Origin of the sequence: Dongia sp. (genome assembly GCF_041918875.1) — a bacterium.
Classification (GTDB): Bacteria; Pseudomonadota; Alphaproteobacteria; order Dongiales; family Dongiaceae; genus Dongia.
In genome coordinates this window covers 142232-166801 of sequence record NZ_JAYRUV010000012.1, presented here as the reverse complement: position 1 = coordinate 166801, position 24570 = coordinate 142232, and the positions used below count along the sequence as shown (strand labels likewise).

The 24570-nt window shown below is 64.4% G+C and carries 20 protein-coding genes; 6 read left to right on the top strand and 14 right to left on the bottom strand.

The window, feature by feature from the left end; all coding sequences use genetic code 11:
• Positions 1-250 precede the first annotated feature (250 nt).
• The 6 genes from mutS to ACE3TY_RS14345 all read right to left on the bottom strand — a co-directional run bounded on the left by mutS (position 251) and on the right by ACE3TY_RS14345 (position 8545).
• Positions 251-2923 carry a DNA mismatch repair protein MutS gene (mutS, locus tag ACE3TY_RS14370; RefSeq protein WP_374654096.1) on the bottom strand — a complete coding sequence of 891 codons (2673 nt, stop codon included), beginning with the start codon at positions 2921-2923 and terminating at the stop codon, positions 251-253.
• A gap of 208 nt (positions 2924-3131) precedes the next feature.
• Positions 3132-3962: an ABC transporter permease gene (locus ACE3TY_RS14365; protein ID WP_374654094.1), complete on the bottom strand. Its 831-nt coding sequence runs from the start codon at positions 3960-3962 to the stop codon at positions 3132-3134.
• 3 nt (positions 3963-3965) lie between these two features.
• Positions 3966-4838 (bottom strand): ABC transporter permease, encoded by an 873-nt coding sequence (locus ACE3TY_RS14360; protein WP_374654092.1) that lies wholly within the window; start codon positions 4836-4838, stop codon positions 3966-3968.
• Positions 4838-5941 carry an ABC transporter ATP-binding protein gene (locus ACE3TY_RS14355; RefSeq protein WP_374654090.1) on the bottom strand — a complete coding sequence of 368 codons (1104 nt, stop codon included), beginning with the start codon at positions 5939-5941 and terminating at the stop codon, positions 4838-4840. Before ACE3TY_RS14355 ends, ACE3TY_RS14360 begins: the two co-directional genes overlap by 1 nt.
• Before the next feature lie 200 nt (positions 5942-6141).
• Positions 6142-7323, bottom strand: a complete 1182-nt coding sequence (locus ACE3TY_RS14350; RefSeq protein WP_374654088.1) for a PotD/PotF family extracellular solute-binding protein — start codon at positions 7321-7323, stop codon at positions 6142-6144.
• 406 nt (positions 7324-7729) lie between these two features.
• Positions 7730-8545 (bottom strand): LuxR C-terminal-related transcriptional regulator, encoded by an 816-nt coding sequence (locus ACE3TY_RS14345; RefSeq protein WP_374654086.1) that lies wholly within the window; start codon positions 8543-8545, stop codon positions 7730-7732.
• A 164-nt stretch (positions 8546-8709) separates the two neighbouring features.
• Here ACE3TY_RS14345 and ACE3TY_RS14340 point away from each other — a divergent pair, with 164 nt between their 5' ends.
• The 3 genes from ACE3TY_RS14340 (at position 8710) to ACE3TY_RS14330 (ending at position 13192) form a co-directional block, all read left to right on the top strand.
• Positions 8710-9744 carry a zinc-dependent alcohol dehydrogenase gene (locus ACE3TY_RS14340; protein WP_374654084.1) on the top strand — a complete coding sequence of 345 codons (1035 nt, stop codon included), beginning with the start codon at positions 8710-8712 and terminating at the stop codon, positions 9742-9744.
• 251 nt (positions 9745-9995) lie between these two features.
• Positions 9996-12278, top strand: coding sequence for an NADP-dependent malic enzyme (locus ACE3TY_RS14335; RefSeq protein ID WP_374654082.1), 2283 nt, complete (start codon positions 9996-9998; stop codon positions 12276-12278).
• Positions 12279-12406: 128 nt separating this feature from the next.
• A complete protein-coding gene (locus tag ACE3TY_RS14330) occupies positions 12407-13192 on the top strand; it encodes a hypothetical protein (RefSeq protein ID WP_374654080.1) in 786 nt (261 codons plus the stop codon).
• 288 nt (positions 13193-13480) lie between these two features.
• Here ACE3TY_RS14330 and ACE3TY_RS14325 read toward each other — a convergent pair whose 3' ends face one another.
• The 4 genes from ACE3TY_RS14325 to ACE3TY_RS14310 form a co-directional block, all read right to left on the bottom strand.
• A complete protein-coding gene (locus ACE3TY_RS14325) occupies positions 13481-14371 on the bottom strand; it encodes a prohibitin family protein (protein WP_374654078.1) in 891 nt (296 codons plus the stop codon).
• A gap of 234 nt (positions 14372-14605) precedes the next feature.
• Complete coding sequence (locus ACE3TY_RS14320) at positions 14606-15226, bottom strand: YitT family protein (protein ID WP_374654076.1); 621 nt, start codon at positions 15224-15226, stop codon at positions 14606-14608.
• Between the two features lie 128 nt (positions 15227-15354).
• Positions 15355-15723, bottom strand: coding sequence for a hypothetical protein (locus tag ACE3TY_RS14315; protein WP_374654074.1), 369 nt, complete (start codon positions 15721-15723; stop codon positions 15355-15357).
• A 3-nt stretch (positions 15724-15726) separates the two neighbouring features.
• Positions 15727-17430: a methyl-accepting chemotaxis protein gene (locus tag ACE3TY_RS14310; RefSeq protein WP_374654072.1), complete on the bottom strand. Its 1704-nt coding sequence runs from the start codon at positions 17428-17430 to the stop codon at positions 15727-15729.
• Between the two features lie 584 nt (positions 17431-18014).
• Between ACE3TY_RS14310 and ACE3TY_RS14305 the strand changes: the two genes are divergently transcribed.
• Positions 18015-18488 (top strand): helix-turn-helix domain-containing protein, encoded by a 474-nt coding sequence (locus ACE3TY_RS14305; RefSeq protein WP_374654070.1) that lies wholly within the window; start codon positions 18015-18017, stop codon positions 18486-18488.
• Between the two features lie 10 nt (positions 18489-18498).
• Here the strand turns inward: ACE3TY_RS14305 and ACE3TY_RS14300 are convergent, their stop codons facing one another.
• The 3 genes from ACE3TY_RS14300 to gcvA form a co-directional block, all read right to left on the bottom strand.
• On the bottom strand, positions 18499-19062 hold the full coding sequence (locus ACE3TY_RS14300) for an HNH endonuclease (RefSeq protein WP_374654068.1): 564 nt from the start codon (positions 19060-19062) through the stop codon (positions 18499-18501).
• A gap of 411 nt (positions 19063-19473) precedes the next feature.
• On the bottom strand, positions 19474-20184 hold the full coding sequence (locus ACE3TY_RS14295) for an alpha/beta hydrolase (protein WP_374654066.1): 711 nt from the start codon (positions 20182-20184) through the stop codon (positions 19474-19476).
• Between the two features lie 80 nt (positions 20185-20264).
• Complete coding sequence (gene gcvA / locus ACE3TY_RS14290; protein ID WP_374654064.1) at positions 20265-21200, bottom strand: transcriptional regulator GcvA; 936 nt, start codon at positions 21198-21200, stop codon at positions 20265-20267.
• 159 nt (positions 21201-21359) lie between these two features.
• On the opposite strand from gcvA, the gene ACE3TY_RS14285 reads away from it, so the two are divergent.
• Positions 21360-21635 (top strand): hypothetical protein, encoded by a 276-nt coding sequence (locus tag ACE3TY_RS14285; RefSeq protein WP_374654062.1) that lies wholly within the window; start codon positions 21360-21362, stop codon positions 21633-21635.
• On the opposite strand, the gene ACE3TY_RS14280 is transcribed toward ACE3TY_RS14285, so the two are convergent.
• Positions 21584-22525 carry an ABC transporter transmembrane domain-containing protein gene (locus ACE3TY_RS14280; RefSeq protein WP_374654060.1) on the bottom strand — a complete coding sequence of 314 codons (942 nt, stop codon included), beginning with the start codon at positions 22523-22525 and terminating at the stop codon, positions 21584-21586. The genes ACE3TY_RS14285 and ACE3TY_RS14280 overlap by 52 nt on opposite strands.
• 228 nt (positions 22526-22753) lie before the next feature.
• Between ACE3TY_RS14280 and ACE3TY_RS14275 the strand changes: the two genes are divergently transcribed.
• Positions 22754-24550, top strand: a complete 1797-nt coding sequence (locus ACE3TY_RS14275) for an SLC13 family permease (RefSeq protein WP_374654058.1) — start codon at positions 22754-22756, stop codon at positions 24548-24550.
• Positions 24551-24570 lie beyond the last annotated feature (20 nt).

Here is a 24570-nt window from a genome sequence, read left to right as displayed (position 1 = left end):
CCCGTCACGGCCGAAACGAACGGCCGGCACGACTGCCCGAGCGATTCCAGATGGGGAGCGAAGAGATCGAGTTGGTGAGAATTTTCAGTCGCAGCCCCCTCTCCCTAACCCTCCCCCACGTTGGGGGGAGGGAATTCCAGCCAGCTTGCACGCAAACGCTGCAGCGAACTCGGTGAGCTCCCTCCCCCCAATGTGGGGGAGGGTCGGGGAGAGGGGGTAAGTGACGGGTAGGGCCGCCGCCGCGCGACAATTATTCGGAAATGAGTCTCCGCAACCGATAAAGCTCCTCCAGCGCCGCGCGGGGGCTGAGTTCGTCGGGGTTGACGGCTTTCAGCCGTTCCTCGACCGCGCTCGATATCAATGCCGGCGCTGGCGGTGCCTGCACCGAGAAGAGCGGCAGATCGTCGGCGAGGCGCGACAGCGCTCCCGCCTGCTCGCCCTTCTCCAGGATGCCGAGCACTTCCTCGGCGCGGCGCAGGGCGGCGGCCGGGAGGCCCGCGAGCTTGGCGACATGGATGCCGTAGGAGCGGTCGGCGGCGCCCGGCCCGATCTCGTGCAGGAACTTCACCTCGCCCTGCCATTCCATGACGCGCATGGTGTGGGGCTTCAGCGCCGAAAGGGTTCCGGAGAGATGCGTCAGCTCATGATAGTGCGTGGCAAAGAGCGCGCGGCAGCCATTCACCTCGTGAATATGCTCCAGGCACGCCCAGGCGATGGAAAGACCGTCGAAGGTCGCTGTCCCCCGGCCGATCTCGTCAAGGATCACCAGCGAGCGCGGCGTCGCCCGGTTGAGGATCGCCGCCGTCTCCACCATCTCGACCATGAAGGTCGAGCGCCCGCGCGCCAGATCGTCGGCGGCACCGACACGGCTGAAGAGCCGGTCGACGATGCCGATATGCGCGGCCCGCGCCGGCACGAAACTCCCCATCTGCGCCAGGATGGCGATGAGCGCGTTCTGCCTGAGAAACGTCGATTTGCCGGCCATGTTGGGGCCGGTCACCAGCCACAGCCGGCGTTCGGGCGAAAGATCGCAATCGTTGGCGACGAAGCTGCCGCCTTGCGCGCGCAGCAGGGCCGCCTCCACCACCGGATGCCGCCCGGCGCTGATGACGAACTCGGCGCCCTCATCGATCTCGGGCCGCACCCAATCGCCCTCGCGGGCGAGTTCCGCGAGTGCCGCGCCGACATCGATCAGCGCCAGCGCGGCGGCGGCCTTGGCGATCGGCTCCTGCCGGCCGACGGCCTCGGCCACCAGATCGTCGAACAGGCGCTGCTCAAGTGCGATGGCGCGGTCGCCGGCATGGACGATCTTGCTTTCGAGTTCGGCCAGTTCCCCGGTCGAAAAGCGCATCGCGTTGGCCATGCTCTGGCGGTGGATGTAGCGCGCATCGCCTTTCAGTTTGTCGGCATGAACGGGCGTCACCTCGATGTAATAGCCGATGACATTGTTGTGCCGGATCTTGAGTGCTGGAATACCGGTCTCGTTTTTGAGCTGCGCTTCCAGCTCCAGAATGAGGGTGCGCGAATCCTCGCGCAGGGACCGGTACGTGTCGAGCTCGGCATGATAACCCTTGGCGATGAAGCCGCCGTCGCGGGTCAGCAGCGGCAGATCTTCCGCCAGCGCCCGCGCCAGCCGATCGACCAGATCCGCATGATGGCCGAGATCGGCATTGGCGCCCTGCAGCATCGCCGGCACGGGCGCCAGATTCTTGGCGGCAATGAGGGTGCGGAAATCCGCCGTGGCCTTGAGGCCGTCGCGGATGGCGGCAAGGTCGCGTGGGCCTCCTCGCCCTGCGGTAAGGCGCGAGAGCGCGCGTTCGAGATCGGGCACCCGCCGCAGCGCCTCGCGCAATTGCTCGCGCAAGGCATCCTCGCCGACCAGATATTGAACCACATCGAGCCGCGCCTGGATCGCCGCCACATCGGTCAAGGGCGCCGACAGCCAATCGCCGAGCAACCGCCCGCCGGCACCGGTGAGGCTGCGGTCGATGACGGCCAGCAGCGATCCCTGCCTTTCGCCGGTGAGGGTGCGGATGAGTTCGAGATTGCGCCTGGTCGCGGCGTCGATCTCCATCAGCGCGCCGTCGATCACCTGGCGGGGTGCCGACAAACGCGGGATCTTGCCCTGCTGGGTCAGTTCCACATAGTCGAGCACCGCGCCGGCCGCCGCCACTTCGGCGCGGGTGAAGCTGCCGAAGGCATCGAGCGTCGCCGTGCCGAGGAAGTCGGTCAGGCGCTTCCTGGCATTGTCGCTGTCGAATCGCGCGCTGGGGAGCGGCGACAGGCGGCGTTTATAGTCGGCAAGGAACTCAAAGAGATCGGGGCGGGCCAGCAGCCGGTCGGCGATCAGAATCTCGGTGGGATCGAGCCGCGCCATGGCGGCCGCGAGATCCCGCTCCGAGACCTTCTGCACGAAGAAGCTGCCGGTCGAAATATCGACCCAGGCAAGGCCCAGTTCGCCGCCGGCTTCGGTCACCGCGGCCAGAAAATTGTGCCGCCGCGCGTCAAGGAGCGAATCCTCGGTGAGCGTGCCCGGCGTCACGATGCGCGCCACCGCGCGCTTCACCACCGATTTCGATCCGCGCTTCTTGGCTTCCGCCGGATCCTCGATCTGCTCGCAGACCGCCACCTTGAAGCCCTGGCGGACCAGCTTCGACAGATAGGCCTCATGCGCATGGACCGGCACCCCGCACATCGGGATATCCTCGCCCGCATGGCGCCCGCGCTTGGTCAGCGCGATGTCGAGGGCGGCCGCGGCCTTCACCGCATCCTCGAAGAACATCTCGTAGAAATCGCCCATGCGGTAGAACAGCAGCGCATCGCTATGCTCGCGCTTGGCCGCCAGATACTGCGCCATCATCGGCGTCGCATCCGCCGACTCGCGCGCCCATTGCGGGGTCTCATTGGAGGGCTGATTGTCCATGGCGGTGAGGCTTAGCACCGGGGATGGGGATTCGCTAGGGTGGCTAGCGGACCCCCCTCACCCCAACCCCTCTCCCGCGAGGGGAGAGGGGCTTTTGCCCTGCGGATTCAATGATATTTTCCGTTCACGTTCGGTCTTGCCGGCAGATCTCATCCCATCTCCCCTCGCGGGAGAGGGTCGGGGTGAGGGGGTGCGACTGATAGCTGCTTCAGGTTGCCTTCCGCCGCACGCGGTCGGCGAGGATCACCAGCAGAATGCCCGGGATGAACACCACCGTGGCGATCGCCGGATAAAGCGGCGAGGAGCCGGTGGCGATGCCGGAGAAGACGAAGGTCGGCAAGGTCCGCGTCGAGCCGGCGAGGCTGTAGGTGAGATAGAAATTGCCCCAGCTCAGAAGGAAGGCGAAGATGCCGGCGGAGAAGATGCCGGGCCAGAGCAGCGGCAGTGTCACATAGCGATAGACCTCGAAGGTGCCGGCGCCGCAATCGCGCGCCGCGTCTTCGAGGGTGCTGTCGAAATTGAACACCTGCACCGCCACGATCACCATGGCGAAGGGCGTTATATAGACGATGTGGCCGATGATCGCCGTGACGATGCCGGTATTGAAGTTGAACGTGCGGCCCAGCACCGAGAACCAGAGCAGCAGCACGATGCCGAGCAGCAATTGCGGGAAGGCCAGCGGTGCGGCACTGAGCCCTGTAAACGGGATGCGCCAGCGGAAGCGATAGCGCACGGCGACGATGGCGGCGGCCGAGCCGATCACGGTTGCAAAGAGCGTCGCCACCACGGCGATCACGGTCGAATTATAGAGCGCGTCGCGCGCACCCGAATTGCGGAACAGCTCGCCATACCATTTCAACGAGACGCCCTCGAACGGCAGGGTCGGATAGCGCCCTTCCTGGAAGGAGAAGGCGATGAGCGTGAAGATCGGCAGATAGAAGAAGACGAGCACCGCCGCCACGGAGCCGTAGAGCAGAACATTGGCAAGTCGCGCCTCGGCGCGCGCATTCATCCAGGGTGTCGGTGTCGGATATGCCATGGCCTAGACCGGCCCCATATGACGTTTGAGGGAATAGACCCGGTTGAACAGCAGCACCGCGAAGACCGCGACCGTCATCAGCACCAGCGTGAGTGCCGCCCCCAGCGGCCAGTTGACGCGCGTCTCGAAGGTCTGGCGGATGAGTTCGGCCGACATCGGCGATTTGCCGCCGCCCAGGACCTTGGGTTCCAGGAACACGCCGACCGCAAGCAGGAAGATGAGGACCGAGGCCGCCCAGATGCCGGGCCGCGCCAAGGGCAACGTCACCTCCCAGAAGGCGCGGAACTTGCTCGCACCCGCATCGTAGGCCGCCAGGATCAGCGAGCGGTCGATGGCGTCGATCGAAAGATAGATGGTGAAGATGGCGAAGGAGAGCAGATTATAGACCATGCCCAGCATCGTCGCCCAATCGGTGAAGAGGATATCGACCACCGGCCCTTCGAACCCAAGACCGCTCATGAGGTAGTTGGCGGCGCCGTTCTTGTCGAGGAACAGCACCCAGCCAAAGGTCTTCAGCGTCGCGTCGGTGAGGAAGGCGAAGGTGATCAGCACCTTCACATGATCCTGGAAGGCCCGGAGGCGTGTCGCCAGTGCATAGGCCACCGGAAAGGCGATGAGCAGACACAGCACCACGCAGGCGATCGCCATGAACAGGGTATGGCCGAGGATGGTCCAGTAATGCGGCTTGGTGAATATGTCGGTCCAGGTTTCCAGCGACCAGGTCCAGGTCAGCTGGAAATTCTTGGTGCGCTGGAAAGTGAGCGCCACCGTCATCAGCAGCGGCGCCAGGAAGAAGCCGGTCTGCAGCAACACGCTGGGCAGCGCCTTCGCCAGCAGCTCCGGGTCGCGCCAGCTGCGTTCGATCTCGCCGCTCATCAGGCGCCCCGCTCGCGGAAGAGGTAGATGTCGCGCTTGGGAAAGCCCAGACGCAATTTGTCGCCGATCTCCGCCGGCTGTTGCGAGGCGCCCGGCAGTTCGAAGATCAGCGGCGATCCATCGGCCATGCTGGAGCGGAACTGCACCGTGCCGCCCTTGCAGAAGATTTCCGTGATGGTGACTTCGACCGAGAAGTCGGCCGCTTCGCGCGCCACCAGGGGGGTGAGCAATTCGGGGCGCACCATCAGCAATGCTGGTCCGCTGCCCAACCCTTGCGCCACATAATTCGCCGGCACGCGCGGATCGGCCGCCTGCAGGCCGGGCGCCTGGATGATCGCGCCGCCGGAATCGTTCGCTGTGACATCGACCGGGATGAGGTTGGTATCGCCGATGAAGCCCGCCACGAAACTGTCCGCCGGGCGGTAATAGATGTCGTTGGGCCCACCCATCTGCAGGATCTCGCCCGACCGCATGACGCAGATGCGGTCGGCCAGCATGATCGCTTCCTCAAGGTCATGCGTCACATGGACGAAGGTGACGCCGACACTGCGGTGGAGGCGCTTCAGTTCCGCCTGCAGCACCTTCTTCAGCTTCACGTCGAGCGCCGACAAGGGTTCGTCGAGAAGGAGGAGCTTGGGTTCGGAGATCATCGAGCGCGCCAGGGCCACGCGCTGCTGCTCGCCGCCCGAAAGCTGGCGCGGGAATCGCGTGAGGTATTCGCGCTTCAACTGCATCAGCTCGATCATCGCCTCGACGCGTTTGGCGATGACGCCTGGATCGACTTTGCGCAGCTTCAAGGGGAAGCCGATATTGTCGGCGACACTCATATGCGGAAACAGCGCCAGCTTCTGGAACACCATGGACGTGGGCCGCGCCGCCGCCGGCACACCCAGCATGGCTTGCCCGTCGATGGCAAGGCTGCCGCTGTCGGGTTCCTCGAAACCGGCGATGTGCTTGAGGAGCGTGGTCTTGCCGCAACCCGACGGCCCCACCAGCGCGATGAACTCGCCTTGTTTGACGCTGAGCGAAACCCCTTTCAACGCCTGATAGGCACCGAAATTCTTCCGAAGGTCGCGGATTTCGAGGATCGTGTCGCCAGCCATGTCCGTGTTTTCTTGTCTTGAATTGTCATGCCCCGCGAAGGCGGGGCATCCACGACTTACTTCCTTCTGCTGCCGACAAACTCGTGGATGGTCCGCCTTCGCGGACCATGACAACAGAGGACACTTAAAGAATAAACGCCCCCGGGCGATCCGCAAGGGACCCGATCCCGGGGGCTACGCCATTTCGGCCGCAGCAGCTTTTACTGCGCCGCCGCCAGCTCCTCCTGCCAGATCGCCAGCATCTCGTCGATCTGCGGGGCGATGCGGTGCATCTGGGAATTGTCCCAGGCGTGCCACATATAGTCGGCCTGCAGGATGCTCTTTTCCTCATCCGTGTAGAGCTCTTCGACCGCCTTGTTGGTCACCACATTGCAGGTCGTGTCGAGGAGCGAGAGCACATGGCCCGCATCCTTGGAGACCACATGCTTCAGCAGCTTCTGCGCCAGTTCCGGCTGGTCGGTTTCCTTGACGATCGCCGTCGCCTCGACCCAGATGATGCCCTGCTTCAACCCGTTCTTGGGGTCGGGGACGGTGGCGATGATGTTCTTGTGGCCCTGCTTCCGGACCGCCGAGGTGAGATAGGAACCGGCACCGATGCAGCCCAGGAGCGAGCCGTCGAGCAGGCCCTTCTGCGCCTGGGTGAGATCGGCCACCAAAGTGCGCGTGTTCTTGAACATGGCGCGCAGGACCTTGCGCACTTCGTCGAGCGCCGCGGCATCGAGCTCCTGATAGGGATCGATGCCGGCATGGAGCGCCATGGGCAGGATCGGCCAATCGCCCCAATCCATGACGCAGATCTTGTCCTTGTTCTTGGCATCGAACACCGGATCGTAGCTTCTCCATTCATCCGGATTGGTGATGTCGGTGTTGATGCACCCACCGACCCAACCCCAGCGCGTGGCGACGCCGATGGTCTTGCCCTCGTTCATCAAGGGCTCGAAGGGCGGCTTGAACTGGTCGTAGAAGGTCGCATAGACGTCGGCGTAATCGTCGGGATTGAGTTCGAGGGCGAGGCCCGCCGGACCCATGCGCGTGACCCAGGGCATGTCGGTCGAGACGATATCCACCTCGCGCGAGGCGCCGGCCTGGAGCTTCGCGAAGCCGCCCGGTGAATCGACGATGAGGTCGAAGGCGATGTCGACATCGTTGGCCGCCTTGAACGGATCGATGATGCGCGGGTCGTTATAGCCTTCCCAGCACATATAGCTCATTTGGCTTGCGGCACGCGCCGAGCGGCCGAAGGTGAGGCCGCTCATCGCGGCGGCACCCGCCGCCGCACCGGCCGATTTCAGCAGCCGCCGACGCGACATGCCGGCATCGTCCAGGCCCATCGCCGCAATTTGATTCTGATAGAATTTCGGTAGATCGCCATACCACGACATCCCAACCTCCCTAAAGGTGAAGTGCGGGCGGCTGGTTTGCGCGCTTGCGTCTCTTGTGCCCCCCGCGAAGCCGCAAGCATCTTGGCCCCTTTCCGCAAGGCTGGCGATATCCCCGGGGAGATAGCGAGGAGCACGGGTTGCGCGCGTGTCCAGGAGGGCTCCTCCCCTCTCCCCTCGCGGGAGAGGGTCAGGGTGAGGGGGTGGTGGATAGGTCGGGCTGGTTGACGGACCCCCTCACCGGCTCGCTTTGCTCGCCACCCTCTCCCGCGAGGGGAGAGGGCTCAACATCGCTGGCGAAAGCTTAGTTAACCCGCACCTCTCCGCATCACCGAGAGTAGCATTAGCATTTAGGAAAAATCTGTAAGTTGCAGAGTAGTTCGGGCGTCGCCGACTAACAGAAGAGCCTCTACCCCACGAAACTCAAGAAAGCCGCGAACAGCTCCGCCTGGGTGGAGAGGCCCAACTTCCGGTAGATGTTTTTGCGATGCACCTTCACCGTGCCGGCGGAGATGTCGAGGAGGTGGGCGACCGAGCCGGTGGAATGGCCCTGCAGGATCAGCGAGACGATCTGGCGTTCGCGTTCCGAGAGTTGCTTGGCGCCGAATTCGGTATAGGCGGCGGTCACTTGCGCGGCATCGCGGGCGCGCGGGCGCACCAGGCTCGCTGGCGCGGCGACGCTCGCCCAATGCCGGGCGGCAAGGCCGGAAATGGCCGGGGCCAGGGCTTCGAGGAGGTCCATGTCGGAACGGCCGAGCGCCGGGCTCGCCTCCCAGCGCGCCAGCGACAGCACACCGGTCGCTTCGCCGAGCGGGAAATAGAAGCCGACCTCTTCGCGGATTCCGGTCAGGGAATAATGGGTGCGGAAATATTCGCTCTGGCGGAAGCGGTCGGGGGCGATATCGCGCAGGCGATAGCAGCCCGCCTGCACCCCCGCCGCCACCTTCTGGAAGAAGGGATCGAGCACATAGGGCGCCGCGCAATAGGCATTGACGACCACTTCCCGCTGCGGCGTCGGCAAAGTGTCGCCCAGGGCCAGCGGCCGGCCGGCGCCGCGATAGGCGAAGACCATCAGGAAGTCGAAATGGATGAGGCGCGTCACCGAGCGCAGCAAAGTGGGCCCGAAACTTTCCTGGTCGAGTTCGGCCAGCATGTCGGCGACACCCCGGTTCCATTGCTCGAGCAACTGGCTGGAGCGCGTCATGGGCAGGCGGCGCGTTGCCACCGGCTGCGAACCTTGCGCATCCGGCGCTATTGCTTTGGAGATATGGGGGCGCGCGATATTCAGGGTCTATACTCCATCGAGCAACAGCAAGTTCCGCCGCGGGGCCTTCAGAATGCCCAGCGCGGCGGAAGCCTGTCAATTGTGCGAAATTTCCGGAGGAAGACATGCAAGGCACCATGAAGGCGGCGATCCAGCGCAAGGCCGGCACGCCGCTGAAGATCGAGAAACTGCCGATCCCGCAGGCGGGGCCCGGCGAGATTCTGATCAAGGTCACGGCCTGCGGTGTCTGCCATTCCGACCTCCATGCCGTCGACGGCGACTGGAATCCGGGCCCCAACTTGCCGCTCATTCCCGGCCATGAAGTGGCGGGCCATGTGGCCGCCATCGGCGGCGGCGTGAAGGGTTTCCGTCTCGGCGACGCGGTCGGCGTCCCTTGGATGTACAGCGCCTGCGGCCAATGCGAGTTCTGCCAGGCCGGCATGGAGACAATCTGCAAATCGGGCGAGGCCAGCGGCTACACCAAGCCCGGCGGCTATGCCGAGTTCATGGTGGCCGATGCGAAGTTCGTGGCCAAGCTGCCCAAGAGCGCCAACCTCTATGAGATCGCACCGATCCTCTGCGCCGGTGTCACCACCTATCGCGGCCTGAAGCGCACCAGGACGCGGCCGGGCCAGTGGATGACGGTGTTCGGCATCGGCGGCCTGGGGCACATCGCCGTGCAATATGCCGTCGCCATGGGCATGCGCGTGGTCGCGGTCGATGTCGACGATGTGAAGCTGAAGCTCGCCAAACGGCTCGGCGCCGAGATGATCGTCAATGCGAAGAAGGTCGATCCGGTGGCGGAAATTCAGGCCAGGATCGGCGGCAGCCATGGCGCAGTCGTCACGGCGGTCGCACCGCAGGCCTTCGAACAGGCGATCGGCGTGCTGCGCCCGGCCGGCACGGTCGCCTATATCGGCCTGCCCGGCGGCAAGTCCGACCAGATCCGCGCCTCGATCGCGCAGATCACCAATTGGGAACTGACCGTCACGGGTTCCAACGTGGGAACGCGCCTCGATCTCAACGAAGCGGTGGCGTTTGCCTTGAACGGGCTGGTGAAGGCCAAGATCCAGAAGGCGAAGCTCACGGAGATCAACAGGATCTTCAACGACATGCGCAAAGGCAAGATCGTCGGCCGCATGGTGCTGGACATCGCGTAAGGGCACCGCACTCCGTCATGGCCGGGCTTGGCCCGGCCATCCACGAGTTTGTTGGCATTGAAGAAAGCAACTCGTGGATCCCCCGGCCAAGCCGGGGGATGACAATTGAGGGGCGGCGGTTCCGCACCCCAAGCGATCCTGCCAGCGCTCACATCTTTGTTCTTCTCTCTGTTCCTCTTTAATTCGCTGCCGTTTCGTGCCAGCCTGCAGCGCATATGACGAAGGAAATCGCTGGGAGAGACAGTCGGATCATGAGCACGAAGAAGCCGTCGATCACCGAGGAAGATGCGCTGCAATTCCACATCAATGGCCGTCCGGGCAAGATCGAGATCATTGCCTCGAAGCCGCTGACGACGCAGCGCGACCTCAGCCTCGCCTACTCCCCCGGCGTCGCCTACCCTTGCCTCCACATCGCCAAGGATCCCAACACGGCCTACGATTACACGGCCAAGGGCAATCTGGTGGCGGTCATCTCCAACGGCACGGCGGTGCTCGGTCTTGGCGACCTGGGTGCCTTGGCATCGAAGCCGGTGATGGAGGGGAAGGCCGTCCTCTTCAAGCGCTTCGCCGACATCGATTCCATCGACCTCGAGGTCGATACCAAGGACGTGACCGAGTTCGTCAACTCGGTCCGCTATCTCGGCCCCTCCTTCGGCGGCATCAATCTCGAGGATATCAAGGCGCCGGAATGCTTCATCATCGAGCAGCAACTGCGCGAGCTGATGGACATCCCCGTCTTCCATGACGACCAGCACGGCACGGCGATCATCGCAGCAGCCGGCCTCCTCAACGCACTCCACCTCACCGGGCGCGACCTCAAGAACACCCGGATCGTCGTCAACGGGGCCGGTGCCGCCTCGATCGCCTGCGTCGAGTTGGTGAAGGCCATGGGCCTGCCGCACGACAATGCGATCCTCTGCGACACCAAGGGCGTCATCTTCCAGGGCCGCACCGAGGGCATGAACCAGTGGAAATCGGCCCATGCGGTGAAGACCGACCGGCGTAGCCTCGAAGAAGCGATGAAGGGCGCCGACGTGTTCCTGGGCCTTTCGGTGAAGGGCGCCGTGACGCCCGCCATGGTGAAGTCCATGGCCGACAAGCCGATCATCTTCGCCATGGCCAATCCCGACCCCGAGGTGACGCCGGAGGAAGTGCATGCCGTGCGCTCCGACGCCATCGTCGCCACCGGGCGCAGCGATTATGTGAACCAGGTCAACAACGTTCTGGGCTTTCCCTATATCTTCCGCGGCGCCCTCGACGTGCGCGCCTCGACCATAAACGAGCATATGAAGATCGCGGCGGCGCGCGCCATCGCGGAACTGGCGCGCCAGGACGTGCCGGACGAGGTCGATGCCGCCTATTCCGGCAGGCGCCTGCGCTTCGGCCCCGAATATATCATCCCCGTGCCGTTCGACCCCAGGCTCATCACCCATGTGCCGCCGGCGGTGGCCAAGGCCGCGATGGAAAGCGGCGTCGCGCGCAAACCCATCATCGACATGGATGCCTATATCGCATCGCTTGCCGGCAGGCTCGACCCGGCGGCGGGCTCGCTGCAGCTCATTTTCGAGCGCGTGCGCCACAATCCCAAGCGCGTCGTGTTCGCCGAAGGCGAGGAGGAGAAAGTCATCCGCGCCGCCATCGCCTTCCGCTCGTCCGGCTATGGCACGCCGGTGCTGGTCGGGAGGCCCGAACGCATCGCCGAGGTCATCAAGAATCAGAGCCTGCATGATGCCGAGGGGCTGGAGGTGGTGACCGCCGCCAACACGCCGCATCGCCAGCATTACCACGACATGCTCTATGAACGCCTGCAGCGCAAGGGCATCTTAAGCCGCGACGTGCAGCGCATGGTCAACCAGGACCGCAACGTCTTTGCCGCCTGCATGGTGGCGGCGGGCCATGCCGATGCGATGGTGACGGGTGTGACCAGGAGCTTCAATGTCTGCCTCGACGACACCTTGCGCGTGATCGACCCGCGCCCCGGCCAGACGCTGATGGGCCTCACCATCCTGGTGGCGGGCGGGCGCACCGTGCTGCTGGCGGACACCAACGTGCATGAACTGCCCAGCGCCGAGCAGCTCGCCGATTTCGCCGTGCAGACGGCGGCCATCGCGCGGCAACTGGGCCATGAGCCGCGCATAGCCCTCCTCTCCTTCTCCAATTTCGGCAACCCGCCGCGCGAGAAGGCCGTGCGCATCCGCGAGGCGGTGCTGGTCCTGGACCAGCGCCGGGTCGATTTCGAATATGAAGGCGAGATGCAGGCGAACGTCGCCTTGAACTATAGCCTGATGAAGGAGCTCTATCCCTTCACCAGACTGTCTGGCCCCGCCAACATCCTCATCATGCCGGCGCTGCATTCCGCGAATATCGCCGCCAAGCTGATGCAGGAACTGGGCGGCACCTCCTTCGGCCCGGTCCTCGTGGGCCTGTCGAAGCCAGTGCAGATCGTGCAGACAGGTGCCACGGTGAACGAACTGGTAACGGCGGCGGCCTTCGCCTCGCTGGCAACGACACCCTTGAGCACGCTGCATCGATAAGGCGCCCGATGCTGTTTGATCGCCTCCATCCGGGCACCCTGTATCTAGGAGCCCTATATCTGTGCGTTGCGACGGTCACAGCGTCTGCACAATCGGCACCGGCTTCTCTGGACCTTATCCGGGAGGCCATGACAAAGCATGATTACTCACGTGCAGCGCGTGAGTTCCTGCCAATCGTGCTTGCCGAGAAGCAGCCAGCCAGTGCGCACGCCCTGGCCTGTATCGAGCGGATCGAAAGCGAAGCCGGTGCTTCGGCGCTATCGGCCTGCCAGATCTATGCACAGGAAATGCCGCGTGACAGGCAGGCGATCATGCTGCTGGGGCTTGCCAAGCTGCGAGAAGGAGATATCGACGGCGCCCGCGAGGAAACGCGATCTCTGCTCGATCTGAAAAATCTCTATCCACCAGCCCTCATGTTCGCCCTGGCTGACCCAGACCTCGAAGCCAAGGGCACCTTTCCGCCCACTTCGAATAATGAGAGCGTGGCGATCACCGCAGTGCTGCCGCCATTCAGATCGGGCGATTTCGCGCATGCTGCCGAGATTCTGCAGAAGGCATATGATGAGAGCCCGCTAGATGGCGACGTTGCGCTTCTATTGTTCGTGGCGCAGAAGCGCGCGAACATCAATGAGACGATCGATCTCGCGGATGGTGACGCAACATACAATATGTTGGTTGACGCGTTGACGGGAAAGAGAACGCCCACGGATTCGCTACGCACATTCCGAGAGAAATGGTGGGAGCAAGATTGGCAGTACCCCCGGAATCGTTTCTATTTGGGCGAGGCCGCCTTGTTCCAAGGAGACAAGGAAGGGGCCATCCGTTTCTTCAGGAAGGCCGTGGCGGCCAAAAAACTCGGGCAGGTCGAATCTGAACTAGCGGCGGCCGAGCTGGTACACCTCGAGGCCGAATAGCTCCACTCATTGGCTGGACCCATGACGCTGGGTCGCATCGCGATTCACCTTCCGGTCCGCCAAATTCCTGACTGGGCGAACACCGTTAGCGGAGATGCACGCCATCTATCTCTACAGTGGCCTCGGCTACACGGAAGTCGGCATCATTCCGCGCTATGCCCGCAATGGCGCAGGCGTGCTGGAGGATTGCGCGCTGTTCTACAAGGAGCTCTGAGATAGCCTTTCCGGTCGCGCGCACCACGGGAGCGGGAGTCAAGGGAGGTGGGTTTCCCCACCTCCCAAGCTTGTCTATTTCGCGACGTTGACGAAGGGCACGGACGACCCCGGCACCATGGTCGAGGGCAGCTTGCCATCCCAGCGCTCAGCGGCGATGAGCGCTATGAGGTCCGGGTTGGCACGTAGCGGCTCGGCGCGTGCCTTGATCGCCGCCGCCTCGGCTTCACCACGTACCCTGATTGCCGAGGCCTCGGCTTCACCACGCGCTTTTGTGGCATAAGCTTCGGCATCGGCGGTGGCACGCGTCGCCTGGGCCTTGGCTTCTGCCTCGGCCACTTGGCGCTGTGCATTCACCTTGGCATGTTCCAACTCCTGGCGCGCACGTTTCACGTCTGCTTCCGCTTTTGCGGCGGCTTCCGCAGCATCCTCATAGCCGTCTGAGAAGTCGATGTTCTCAATCTGCAGACTTTCGACGATCAGGCCGCGACCGGCCATGTCCGCCGAAATGAGTGCGAGGATGGCACCGCTCACCTTCTCACGTGCGCCGATCACCTCGGCGGCGGCGTACTGGCCGAAGACTTCCTTCAAGCGCTTCTGTACGACGGGCAGCAGCAGCTTCGAGCCATATCCGGTACCGACGGTCGAATACATATCGAGCACGCGGTCGGGCGCTAGCCGCACATTGACCGAGGCGACGACGTCGGCCTGCTGGATGTCGCGGCTATAGGCCTGGATGTTGTCGAACTGAACTTTCTCCGTCTGCACAGACATATCGACGACACCGTCGATCAGCGGCACCTTGAAACCGAGTCCAGGCGACGCTTCACCGACAACGGCACCGTTGCGCACGATGACACCACGATAACCTTCCGGCACTGTGTACCAGGAACCCATCACGGCCACGAAAAGGGCAAGCGCCAGCACGCACATGGCGCCGATACCGGCAACACGTGAGAGATACATGTTCATTGTCTCCAGGAGTTAAGCGATGGATCTTGACCTGATCCGGTCGGCACGGATTGCTCTCCACGCCGTCCGTCTAACATTGTCGGGCATTCGTTAAAATTCAACCGGCGCAACGAGAATTTCTCCGAATGCGCGCGATTCACAAGTGGCGACAAGCACTTACTACACAGTTTTCTCTGCGACGGCAGCGGCCGCCAGCGCGGGCGATTTCATGGAGAGAGGCCGTCCGGCCTACAGCACACTCTGCGGCTGGCCGGTCAGGCGTTCGGCGAGGTGGCGTCTTGCTTGCAGGCAGGCTTGCACGGTGGGGCCGAGGCCCAGCGCGATGAGGATGGTGCCGAGGCCGACCGTGCCGCCCAGCAGATAGCCGACGATGAGGGCCGCCGCTTCGACGATGGTGCGCGAGAGGCGGATGGAGAATTCGAACTTCCTGTTGAGGCCGACCATCACGCCGTCGCGGGGACCCGTGCCGAGGCGCGCCGGCAGATAGAGGGCGCTGCCCACCGCCATCAGCAGGATGCCGCCCAGCATGAAGGCCCAGCGCAGCACGATATTCTCGGGCGCATCGATGACGGTGAGGAAGAATTCGGCCGAGGGGCCGATGACGAGCGCGTTCAGCACCGTGCCGACATGGGGTTTCATCTTCAACGGAATCCAGAGCAGCAGCACGCCGACACTGGTGACGAGGCCGGCCCAGCCGATGCCGATGCCCAGATGATTGCCGAGCCCCTGGTGAAAGACGTCCCAGGGCGAAAGCCCCAGATCGGCGCGCACCTGCAGCGCCACGGCCAGGCCCCAGACGACGAAGCCGATCAGCAGCGGTATCAGCCGTTTCAAGAGAAAGTCGGACATGAAGTGCGGGGCCCCTGACGCAAGTTTCGGTCTGCTTTAGGGGAGGTCGGCCGGCTTGGCAACAGCGGCACGGCGCATGTCGGCCATGCGCCGGCAATGTCCGGATACAATCGCCGATGCCGGAAGCGTCAGCCGATGCGGGGCAGGTGCGAGTCCGTTTCCGGCCGCTGCAGGTCACCGAGATGGCGGATCATTTCATCCAGGCGCTCGATCACGCGGTAGGTGGCACTGACCAGGCGCTGGGCGGCGGGATCGTCGCCGACCCCCTTGAACGGCCCGGCTTCGGCGAGGATCGGCTGCAGATCGTCGAGCAGCTGCTGGCGCAGCCGGCCGGCGGTCGCCGCCATGCCGGCGAAATCCAGCAGCACGCCGGCATCGAGCTGCTGCGAGCCGCCGCTCGCCCGCAGCCGCGCCAGCGAGGCATTGCTGGCTTCGATGAAGTTCGCCGTCTGGGCGAGCTTCGCCTCGGTGAAGAAGCGCAAGCGGTCGGTCAGCATCGTTCAGGCCGATCTGCGCACGGTGGCGATGAATTCGCCGACCTGGGTGCGCAGGATTTCCGACTGCTTGCCGAGATCGGCAGCGGCACTGAGCACCTGCGAGGCCGCATGGCCGGTTTCGCCCGCCGCCGTGGTGACGCCGGCGATGTTGGTCGAGACCTCGCTCGTCCCCTGGCTCGCCTGCAGCACGTTCCGCGATATCTCCTGTGTCGCCGCACCCTGTTCCTCGACCGCCGCGGCAATGGTGCCGGAGATGCTGCTCATCTCGTCGATGATGCGGGCGATCGACTGGATGGCGCTGACCGATTGTTCGGTCGCCTGCTGGATGGAGCCGATCTTGGCGCTGATATCGTCGGTGGCTTTCGCCGTCTGCGTGGCAAGGTTCTTGACCTCGGACGCCACCACGGCGAAACCCTTGCCGGCATCGCCCGCGCGGGCCGCCTCGATCGTGGCGTTCAGGGCAAGGAGATTGGTCTGGCTGGCGATCTCGCTGATCAGTTTCACGACATCGCCGATCGCTTCGGCCTCGGTCGAGAGGCTGTTGACGACTTCGTTGGTGCGCGTGGTCTCATCCACCGCCTTCCTGGCGACGGCGGCCGACTGCGCCACCTGGCGGCCGATCTCGGTGATCGAGGAGGTGAGTTCCTCGGTCGCGGCGGCCACGGTCTGCACGTTGGTGGTCGCCTGTTCGGCGGCGGCGGCGACCGCGGTCGATTGCCGGTTGGTCTGTTCGGCCGTGGCCGACATGCCTTGCGCCGATTTCTCGAGCTCCGTTGCCGAAGACGAAACGGTGTCGACGATGCCGGCGACCGACGCCTCGAATTCGTCGGCCATCCTGTTCATGGCGCGCTGCTGATCCTCGGCGGCCTTGCGCTTCATGGCTTCCTGCTCGGCCGCCAGATCGCGCGCCTTCACCATGTTCTCCTTGAAGACCTGGGTCGTCGCCGCGATCTCGCCGATCTCGTCCTTGCGCTCGGTGCCGAAGACTTCCGTTTCGAGATTGCCGTCGGCAAGGCGCTTCAGGCAATCGACCATCGCCCGGATGGGGCGCACGATGCCCTTCTGCGATATCAGCATGCCGAGACCCAGGCCGATCAGGGCGCCCAGCACCGCGCCGACGATCATGGCCTGGCTCGCCGTTTCATAGAGCGCGTCCGCCTCGCCGGTCACGCGGTCCGCCTTTTCGCTCACCGCCTGGGTGAAGGTGCTGGCGGCCTCCTCGGCCGCACTCGCCTTCAGGCGGCTTTGCATGACCTGGGAGAGCATCTGCCGCTGGCTGTCGGTCATCTCGGCGGCGCGGTTGCGGCCGGCGAGGGCGATGGTCGCATCGAGTGTCGCCAGGTATTCGTCGGTGCTGGAGCGGAAGGCCGCCAGTGCCGCCGCGATCTGCGGTTCGATAACGCTGGCCTCGGCCGTGCCGAGCCGCTCCAGCAATTCCTTGCGCTGCGCCTCGATGAAGGCCACGGCCTCGTCATAGCCATCCGTATCGACGGCGAGGCGGAATTCGCCGCGATTGAGCGCCAGGATGTTCTGGCGCATGCGGGCGCTGAGCAGGGTCTGCTGGCCGGTATGCTCGATCGCCACGGTCGCCTGGTTGAGGAGGCGCATCGACATGATGCCGCCCGTGGCGATGCCGCCCGCGACCAGGCCCAGAAACAGAATGACGGCCAGAACCTTGGTCCCGATCCGGAAGTTGCCCAAATTCATCTTGTTCACCATTTCTGAAAGGCGTGCCGGCGGTAGCCGGGCACGGCGAGAGCAGGGTTCGGCAACCGCCGGCGGGCGGCGTCGGCCGGATCTGGCCAAGCGCCCCTAACCCCGTGAAGAGATTCAGGTTTTGCCAATGGCAGGCGGTTGCACCCATGATAGGATGGAGACGGTGCCGGACCGGCCCACTACCGCCGGTACATGCAATCCGGCGGAGATGGGGCCATAGCGGGGAAGTCCAGGCACTGAAACGGCGTCCGCGTCGATCTGAGCAGGGCTCGGGATCGCCCACTTATGTTCCAGAAATGGATTAGACCGGTCCACTTTCTGGTGAAGCGCCGACATGCTCACCCCGCGCGCCAGCCTGGGAGACTCACGGAATTGCATATTATAAACAAGTACATTCGCCCCATTACCCAGCGTTGCATGATACCCCCATCCCCAGTTCGCCCCAAAATCGATATACCTACTGTTCCAGAAATGGATGTCCATTTCAAGACAAGATTCTTATGTTTGCGCAAACGCTGGGAATCTTGTCTGACATTCCGGTCGGGGACCGGCCGCCTGTGACCCGGCATCGGAACATGGAGAGTTTCGCGGAAAGGCTGCGCATGGCGGTCGGCCAGTCCGGAGGTGCCACGCATGTGGCACAGGTCAGCGGCATTCCGCTCACCACGCTCAACAATTACCTCGCCGGCCGGTCCGAGCCGAAACGGCCCGCCTTGGCGATTCTCGCCCGGGTGCTGCGGCGCGATCTCGGCTGGCTGGTGAGCGGAGCGGGGTGGGGAGATGCCGATATCCGGCCCGATGCCGGCGCGGCCGATGCCGACCTGCTCGACCAGGTGACGGAAGCGATGCTCCAACTATATGCGGAGCTGGGACGCCGGCCGGCAAGGTCGGGCCTGGGCCGCCGCTGCGCCCAGATTCACAACGCCATCGCCGCTACCGCGCGCGACATGGGCGAGCGGCGGCGCATGCTGGAACTGGCGCTGGCGCTGCAGCGGCAGGAACTGGCGTCGGGCACGGAAACATCGCGAGAAAAAAGGACCGAAGAATGAGCCCGCGGCCTCACCCGGTTTCGAGTTCGCTGTCCCAGTAAAGAAAATCCCGCCAACTCTGGTGGAGATAGTTTGGCGGGAAGGCTCGGCCGTTTTCCTGAAGCTCGAACGTCGTCGGCTGGATGGGCCGCCTTTTGGGAAACATGCCGACCTGATGCGGCAGCTTGCTTCCCTTCCTGAGATTGCAGGCCTGGCAGGCGGCAACGACATTCTGCCACGATGTACGCCCGCCACGCGCGCGCGGCACCACATGGTCGAAAGTGAGATCGTGCGCCGCCGAATGCCGGCCGCAATACTGGCAGCGGAACCGGTCGCGCAGGAAGACATTGAAGCGCGTGAAGGCCGGGCGCCGCTCCTGCGGGACATATTCCTTGAGCGAAATGACCGAGGGCAGGCGCATGGCGAGGCTGGGACTGTGCACCATCTCGTCATATTCGCTGAGGATGTTGACGCGCTCGAGGAACACGGCCTTGACCGCCTCCTGCCATGGCCAAAGAGACAGCGGGAAGTAGCTCAACGGCCGGAAGTCGGCGTTGAGGACCAGGGCCGGACATGCCTCAGGCGAGGCCATCATCGCGCCATCTCCCGCATTCCAAAAAGGAACCGCGGCGGTCCGCCGGTGTGCGGAAATCCGCGATCCAACGCTTAACAGATAGCCGGGCTGAGCCGAAAACTCAAGATGTAGCGGTCACCCGGGTGTGATCTTTCACGATGTTGTCATTCCTCATGCTCCGATGGCGCAAGAGAGACTGGAACGGCCCCCTCTCGCCGACGGGCCTCCCCCCTGAAGGTGGGAGGGCTATCGCATGTATCCAAATTCGTCATGCCCGGACCCACTCTTGAATCAAGATTGGCCGGGCATCGGGTTTGACTGGGCTCTGCCCCTCAGTTGCAGGCTGATCCCCGGATCAAGCCCGGGGATGACGACCTGAAATAGCTTCACATGCGATAGCCCTGCCTGAAGGTGGGAAGGACAATCTTCGCTTCAGTGATGATGCCCGTGGTCGTGATGCCCGTGGTCGTGATGCCCGTGGTCGTGATGTCGGCACATCAGTTGATGCAGCATCGAGGCGCCGAGTTCGAGGCCGCGCTGGTCGATCGAATGCGGCAGGCCCGGCCGGCCTTCGGCATGCACCGGGATGCCTTGCGCGCGCAAGGCTTGCTCGGCCTCGCCCATCGCCGCGAAAGGCAGAACCTCGTCGGCCATGCCGTGGACCAGCAGGACCGGCGGCTTCGACCTGATCTCGGCCGGCAGCAGTTCCGGCGCCACCAGCATGCCGGAATAGCCGACGATGCCGGCGATCGGGCTGGCGCGGCGCAATCCCACATGAAGCGCCATCATCGTGCCCTGGCTGAAGCCGACCAGGGCCAGATCCGCTTCGGTGAGGCCGCGTGCCGCCAGCGCCGCGTCGAGATAGGCATCCAGGATCGGCGCCGCTTGCCTCGTTCCCTGAAGCCGCGTTTCGGCATTGCGCTCCTCGAGGCCGAACCATTGATAGCCGCCGAACGGATTGACCTCACAAGGGAAGGGCGCGTTGGGCGAGAGGAACTCCGCCTCCGGCAGCGCCGGCCCCAGATAGGGAGCAAGGCCGATCAGGTCTTCGCCGTTCGAGCCGTAGCCGTGCAGGAACACCACCAATCGTTCCGGCTTGCCGCCGGCCAGCGGCGGATGCGAGGGACCGTCGAGCTTGATCATCTGGGCGACACTTTCCTGAGACGGATGCGGGCGCCCTCAATATCAGGCGGGCAGGCCCCTGCAAAGCCCGCCTTGCCGTATCAGACCCGCCCCGCCCCTTGGCCGGCGGCCCGGTCCGCCGCCGCTTCGCCAAGCAGCCAGTCGCGCAGGGTGGCGATTTCGCGCCGCCCTGCCGCATGTTCCGGGCAGACAAAATAATAGCCGAGATCGCTCCGGACCCGGACCGGAAAGGGCGCCACCAGTTTTCCGGCGGCGATCAGATCCTGCACCGCCGTGGTGTTGGCGAGATAGACTCCCTGCCCGTCCAGCGCGGCTTCGAGCACGACCAGCCCGTCGTTGAAATGCAGCCCGCCTTTGCTGTCGACGCCCGTGGCGCCGGCCGCGTCCAGCCAGTCCTGCCAGTTCGGCCATTTGCCCTGGCGCGAGGACCAGTCGTTGTGCAGCAAGGTGTGATGCCTGAGGTCGGCGGGCCGCTTCAGCGTATGCGAACCTTGCAGCAGTTTAGGGCTGCAGACGGGGAACAGCTCCTCGGCCAGCAGGAAATGCACGTCGAGCCCGGGAAACCGGCCGATGCCGAAGCGGATCGCGGCATCGATCCGGTCGCGGCCGAAATCGGCATAGGCGCGATTGGCATCGAGCAGCAGGTCGACGCTGCCGGACAGGGCCCGGTAGCGCGGCAGCCGCGCGATGAGCCAGCTTGCCGCGAGCGTCGGGTCGATGCTGAGGCGGATCTGCGGGCGCGCCTGGTGATCGCGGATCCGCCTGACGGCCTCGGCCATCAGGCGGAACCCGGCGCTCAATGTCTCGCTGCCCGCCTGTGCCGGCGCGGTCAGTTCCAGCGCGTTGCCGCGCCTGCGGATGAGCTGCAGGCCGAGATCGGCTTCCAGCGCCTTCACCTGCTGGCTGACCGCCGCCGGGGTGACATGCAGTTCGGCCGCCGCCGCGCGCACGCTGCCCAGCCGCGCCACGGCCTCGAAGGCGCGCAAGGCAGGCAGCATCGGCATTCTCTCGGCCATCGCTCCTCCATTCGCTCCAAGCGATTAAGACTGACTTAATCCAGAATGTGCAGCTTCTAAGCTGACTTCGATGCGTTTCCAGACAATATAACCATTATTCGCTGCTCATGGAAACAACACTGAGCAAGCTGGACTTAACGGAAGGATGGAGGTGCCATCATGCAAAGCGATTGGGATTCCCTCTTCTTCACCTATCGGCCGCATGCCGACCAGCGGCCGCATGACGACCACCTGCTGCGGGATGTGGGCCTGGTCCGCAACGCCTATGGCGACATCGCCTGGGCCGAGGACCCGACCCGGCTGGTCCCCGATCTGCAAAGGCGGAGTATCTGGCGGCGCATCCTGGCGATGGCGGGCAAGGCGATGGGCGGGTTCGCGCGGCGCTACAAGGACCGCCGCAGATTCGCCTCGGGCAAGGCATCGGCGATGAGGTGATATTTCACATTGGCGTTGGATGCCGTGCGATAGAAGGTGAGGAGCTGGTCCCAGGGATCGGCCACCTTCTGGAAGCCGGTGATGAAGACCACCAGTGTCGAGACCTCGACCTCGCCCTCGATGACCAGCCAGCCGCCGACCGACAGCACGATGAGCGGAGCCAGCGCATCGAGGAAATTGCCGAAGAAGGTGAGGAAGAATTTCACCCGGTAAATGCCGAGCCGGGTACGGAAGGCGCCCTGGACCAGGCGATGGAAACGGCGCCGGAAACGCGGCCTGCCCTTGCGGTCGATTTCCGACCCGACGATCGTGTCGCCCATCTTGCGCAGCAGGCGGGCGTGAATATTGCCCCAGCGGTTGATGCGCCGCTGTCCCAGCGGCACGACGAAGAATTGCGGCATGTAAAGAACGGCGGCGAAGATGGCGATCCGCGGTTCGACCCAGATCAAATAACCCAGGGCCGACAGCGCCGTCCCCGCCTGCATCAAGGGAAACGAGATGCTGTCGCCGACGAAGCCGGCCAGATCCTCGGTCTCGGCGGCGATCATGGAAACGACGGCGCCCTTCTTGACGGCGGCATGCGCCCCGTTCCTTTGCGTGCCGTCGAAGATCAGATGCCGCAGCAGCCGCGCCACATCCTCGACCAGCCAGCCGCGAAACACGTTGAGCGCGTATTTGAGCGCGCCCTGCACCAGCAGCACGCCCAGATAGACGGCGGCCAGCAACAACAGATACGCGACCTCGCGGTTATGGATGGCATCGTCGACGATGCGCCGCTGCAATTCCAGGGGGACGGCCGTCAGCAGCGCCACGATGACGGTCAGGAGACAGAGCAGGACCTGCTTGCGGCCGCTGACGCGCCAAATGAAGACGAAGAGCGATTGCGGCATGTTCTGGCGCACCCTGTAATTCACTCGGGCAATATCGGCCGGGCAATATCGTTCGGGTCCCGATTCGGCACGAAAACAGTTTAGCGCCGCCTTTCCTTTCCGGAGTAGGGTTTTACGCCGCACCCTGGGGAAGACCCCTCGCGGGAACCAATGGACGAGCCGGTGGTTGGGGCGGCGGGATCGGGCGGCGTATATACTGGGCATAGTGGGCCGGGGAGAAGTTGGATCGTGACAGTCGCGCAAGGGCTGACGCTGGATCAAGGATTGGCCTTTGCCATCGTCGCCGGCATGATGGCGCTCTTCATCTGGGGCCGGCCGCGCTATGACATCACGGCCTGCCTGGCCCTTCTCGCCGCCCTCGCCGCGGGCGTGGTGAAGCCGGAAGAAGCCTTCAAGGGGTTCAGCAACGATATCGTCGTCATCGTCGCCAGCGCGCTGGTCGTTTCCAGCGCCATCGCCCAGACCGGCATTCTGGAAGCCGGGCTGAAACGGATTCTTCCCAGCGGCCATTCCTTCCAACTGCAATTGTTCGTGCTGGTGGCGACGGTCACCATTCTCTCGGCCTTCGTCAAGAATATCGGGGCCCTGGCCATCATGATCCCGGTGGCCTTCCAGATGGCGCGCCGGTCCGGCGTCTCGCCATCCAGCTTCATGATGCCGATGTCGTTCGGCGCCCTCCTGGGCGGCCTGATGACGCAGATCGGCACCTCGCCCAACATCATCGTTTCGGAGGTGCGCGCCCAGCTCGGCGGCGCGCCCTTCTCGATGTTCGATTTCACGCCGGCCGGCATCGTCCTTGCCGCGGCCGGCCTGGCATTCCTGATGGTGGGGCACCGCCTGCTGCCCGTCCGCGAACGCGCCAGCGCGTCGCTCGACGAGGCCGTCGCCATAAAGGATTACGTGACCGAAGCCGAAATCGTCGGCACTTCGCCCATGGTCGGCAGGACCATCGCCAACCTGCAGGACCTCGCCGACGGCCAGGCCAAGGTGACGGCGTTGCTGGAGCCCGACGATACGCGCATCGTGCCGCTGCCCGATGCGATCCTCAAGATCGGCCAGACGGTCATCCTGGAGGGCGATCAGGAAGCGCTGGAGCGGATCGTGTCGCGCGGCAGGCTGCGCCTGGAATCGGGCCATCGCGTGCCGGAAGCGGTGGAGCCGCAGGCCGAGATCCGCAGCATCGAGGCCGTGATCGGCATCGGTTCGCCGCTCATCGGCCTTTCGGCGCAAGGCTCCCAGCTGTTCCAGAGCCACGGCCTCAACCTGCTTGCCGTGAGCCGCACCGGCCATCGCCTCACCGAGCGGCTGGGCACGATCGAACTCGAAATGGGCGACGTCATCGTCCTGCAGGGCAATTTCGCGCAATTGCCGGAACGGCTGCGCGCCCTCAACTGCCTGCCGCTGGCCGAGCGCGAACTGTTCCTGGGGCGGTCGCGTGCCGCGTGGGTGCCGGTCCTCATCCTGGTCGCCGCCATGGGCCTGACCGCTTTCGGCATCGTTCCGGTCGCGGTCGCCTTCTTCGCCGCCGCCGTGGCGATGGTGCTGACGCGCGCCATCGCGCTCCGCCAGGTCTATCAGATCGTCGATTGGCCGATCGTGCTGATGCTGGCGGCCCTCATCCCCGTGAGCGAAGCCCTGCACACGACCGGCGCCACCGACCTGGTTGCCGGCTGGCTGTCGCAGGTGGCGATCGGCCTGCCGCCCTTTGCCGCGCTGGGGCTGATCCTCACCGCCGCGATGATGGTGACGCCGTTCCTCAACAATGCCGCCACGGTCCTCATCATGGCGCCGATCGCCGCCAGCTTCTCCACCTCGCTGGGCTATAAGCCGGATGCCTTCCTGATGGCGGTGGCGATCGGCGCCGGATGCGACTTCCTGACGCCCATCGGCCACCAATGCAACACGCTGGTGATGGGGCCCGGCGGCTATCGCTTCAGCGACTATCCGCGCCTCGGCGGGCCGCTTTCGCTCATCGTCATTCTCGTGGCGGTGCCGACGCTGCTGTTCTTCTGGCCGATCGGCTGATGCCCGCGATGCCGCAATTG

What these genes read in the sequence shown, in the direction of transcription:
- mutS (WP_374654096.1), bottom strand. Translation starts at nt 2,923, where the DNA reads ATGGACAATCAGCCCTCCAATGAGACCCCGCAATGGGCGCGCGAGTCG.
- ACE3TY_RS14365 (WP_374654094.1), bottom strand. Translation starts at nt 3,962, where the DNA reads ATGGCATATCCGACACCGACACCCTGGATGAATGCGCGCGCCGAGGCG.
- ACE3TY_RS14360 (WP_374654092.1), bottom strand. Translation starts at nt 4,838, where the DNA reads ATGAGCGGCGAGATCGAACGCAGCTGGCGCGACCCGGAGCTGCTGGCG.
- ACE3TY_RS14355 (WP_374654090.1), bottom strand. Translation starts at nt 5,941, where the DNA reads ATGGCTGGCGACACGATCCTCGAAATCCGCGACCTTCGGAAGAATTTC.
- ACE3TY_RS14350 (WP_374654088.1), bottom strand. Translation starts at nt 7,323, where the DNA reads ATGTCGTGGTATGGCGATCTACCGAAATTCTATCAGAATCAAATTGCG.
- ACE3TY_RS14340 (WP_374654084.1), top strand. Translation starts at nt 8,710, where the DNA reads ATGCAAGGCACCATGAAGGCGGCGATCCAGCGCAAGGCCGGCACGCCG.
- ACE3TY_RS14335 (WP_374654082.1), top strand. Translation starts at nt 9,996, where the DNA reads ATGAGCACGAAGAAGCCGTCGATCACCGAGGAAGATGCGCTGCAATTC.
- ACE3TY_RS14330 (WP_374654080.1), top strand. Translation starts at nt 12,407, where the DNA reads ATGACAAAGCATGATTACTCACGTGCAGCGCGTGAGTTCCTGCCAATC.
- ACE3TY_RS14325 (WP_374654078.1), bottom strand. Translation starts at nt 14,371, where the DNA reads ATGTATCTCTCACGTGTTGCCGGTATCGGCGCCATGTGCGTGCTGGCG.
- ACE3TY_RS14320 (WP_374654076.1), bottom strand. Translation starts at nt 15,226, where the DNA reads ATGTCCGACTTTCTCTTGAAACGGCTGATACCGCTGCTGATCGGCTTC.
- ACE3TY_RS14315 (WP_374654074.1), bottom strand. Translation starts at nt 15,723, where the DNA reads ATGCTGACCGACCGCTTGCGCTTCTTCACCGAGGCGAAGCTCGCCCAG.
- ACE3TY_RS14310 (WP_374654072.1), bottom strand. Translation starts at nt 17,430, where the DNA reads ATGAATTTGGGCAACTTCCGGATCGGGACCAAGGTTCTGGCCGTCATT.
- ACE3TY_RS14305 (WP_374654070.1), top strand. Translation starts at nt 18,015, where the DNA reads ATGGAGAGTTTCGCGGAAAGGCTGCGCATGGCGGTCGGCCAGTCCGGA.
- ACE3TY_RS14300 (WP_374654068.1), bottom strand. Translation starts at nt 19,062, where the DNA reads ATGATGGCCTCGCCTGAGGCATGTCCGGCCCTGGTCCTCAACGCCGAC.
- ACE3TY_RS14295 (WP_374654066.1), bottom strand. Translation starts at nt 20,184, where the DNA reads ATGATCAAGCTCGACGGTCCCTCGCATCCGCCGCTGGCCGGCGGCAAG.
- gcvA (WP_374654064.1), bottom strand. Translation starts at nt 21,200, where the DNA reads ATGGCCGAGAGAATGCCGATGCTGCCTGCCTTGCGCGCCTTCGAGGCC.
- ACE3TY_RS14285 (WP_374654062.1), top strand. Translation starts at nt 21,360, where the DNA reads ATGCAAAGCGATTGGGATTCCCTCTTCTTCACCTATCGGCCGCATGCC.
- ACE3TY_RS14280 (WP_374654060.1), bottom strand. Translation starts at nt 22,525, where the DNA reads ATGCCGCAATCGCTCTTCGTCTTCATTTGGCGCGTCAGCGGCCGCAAG.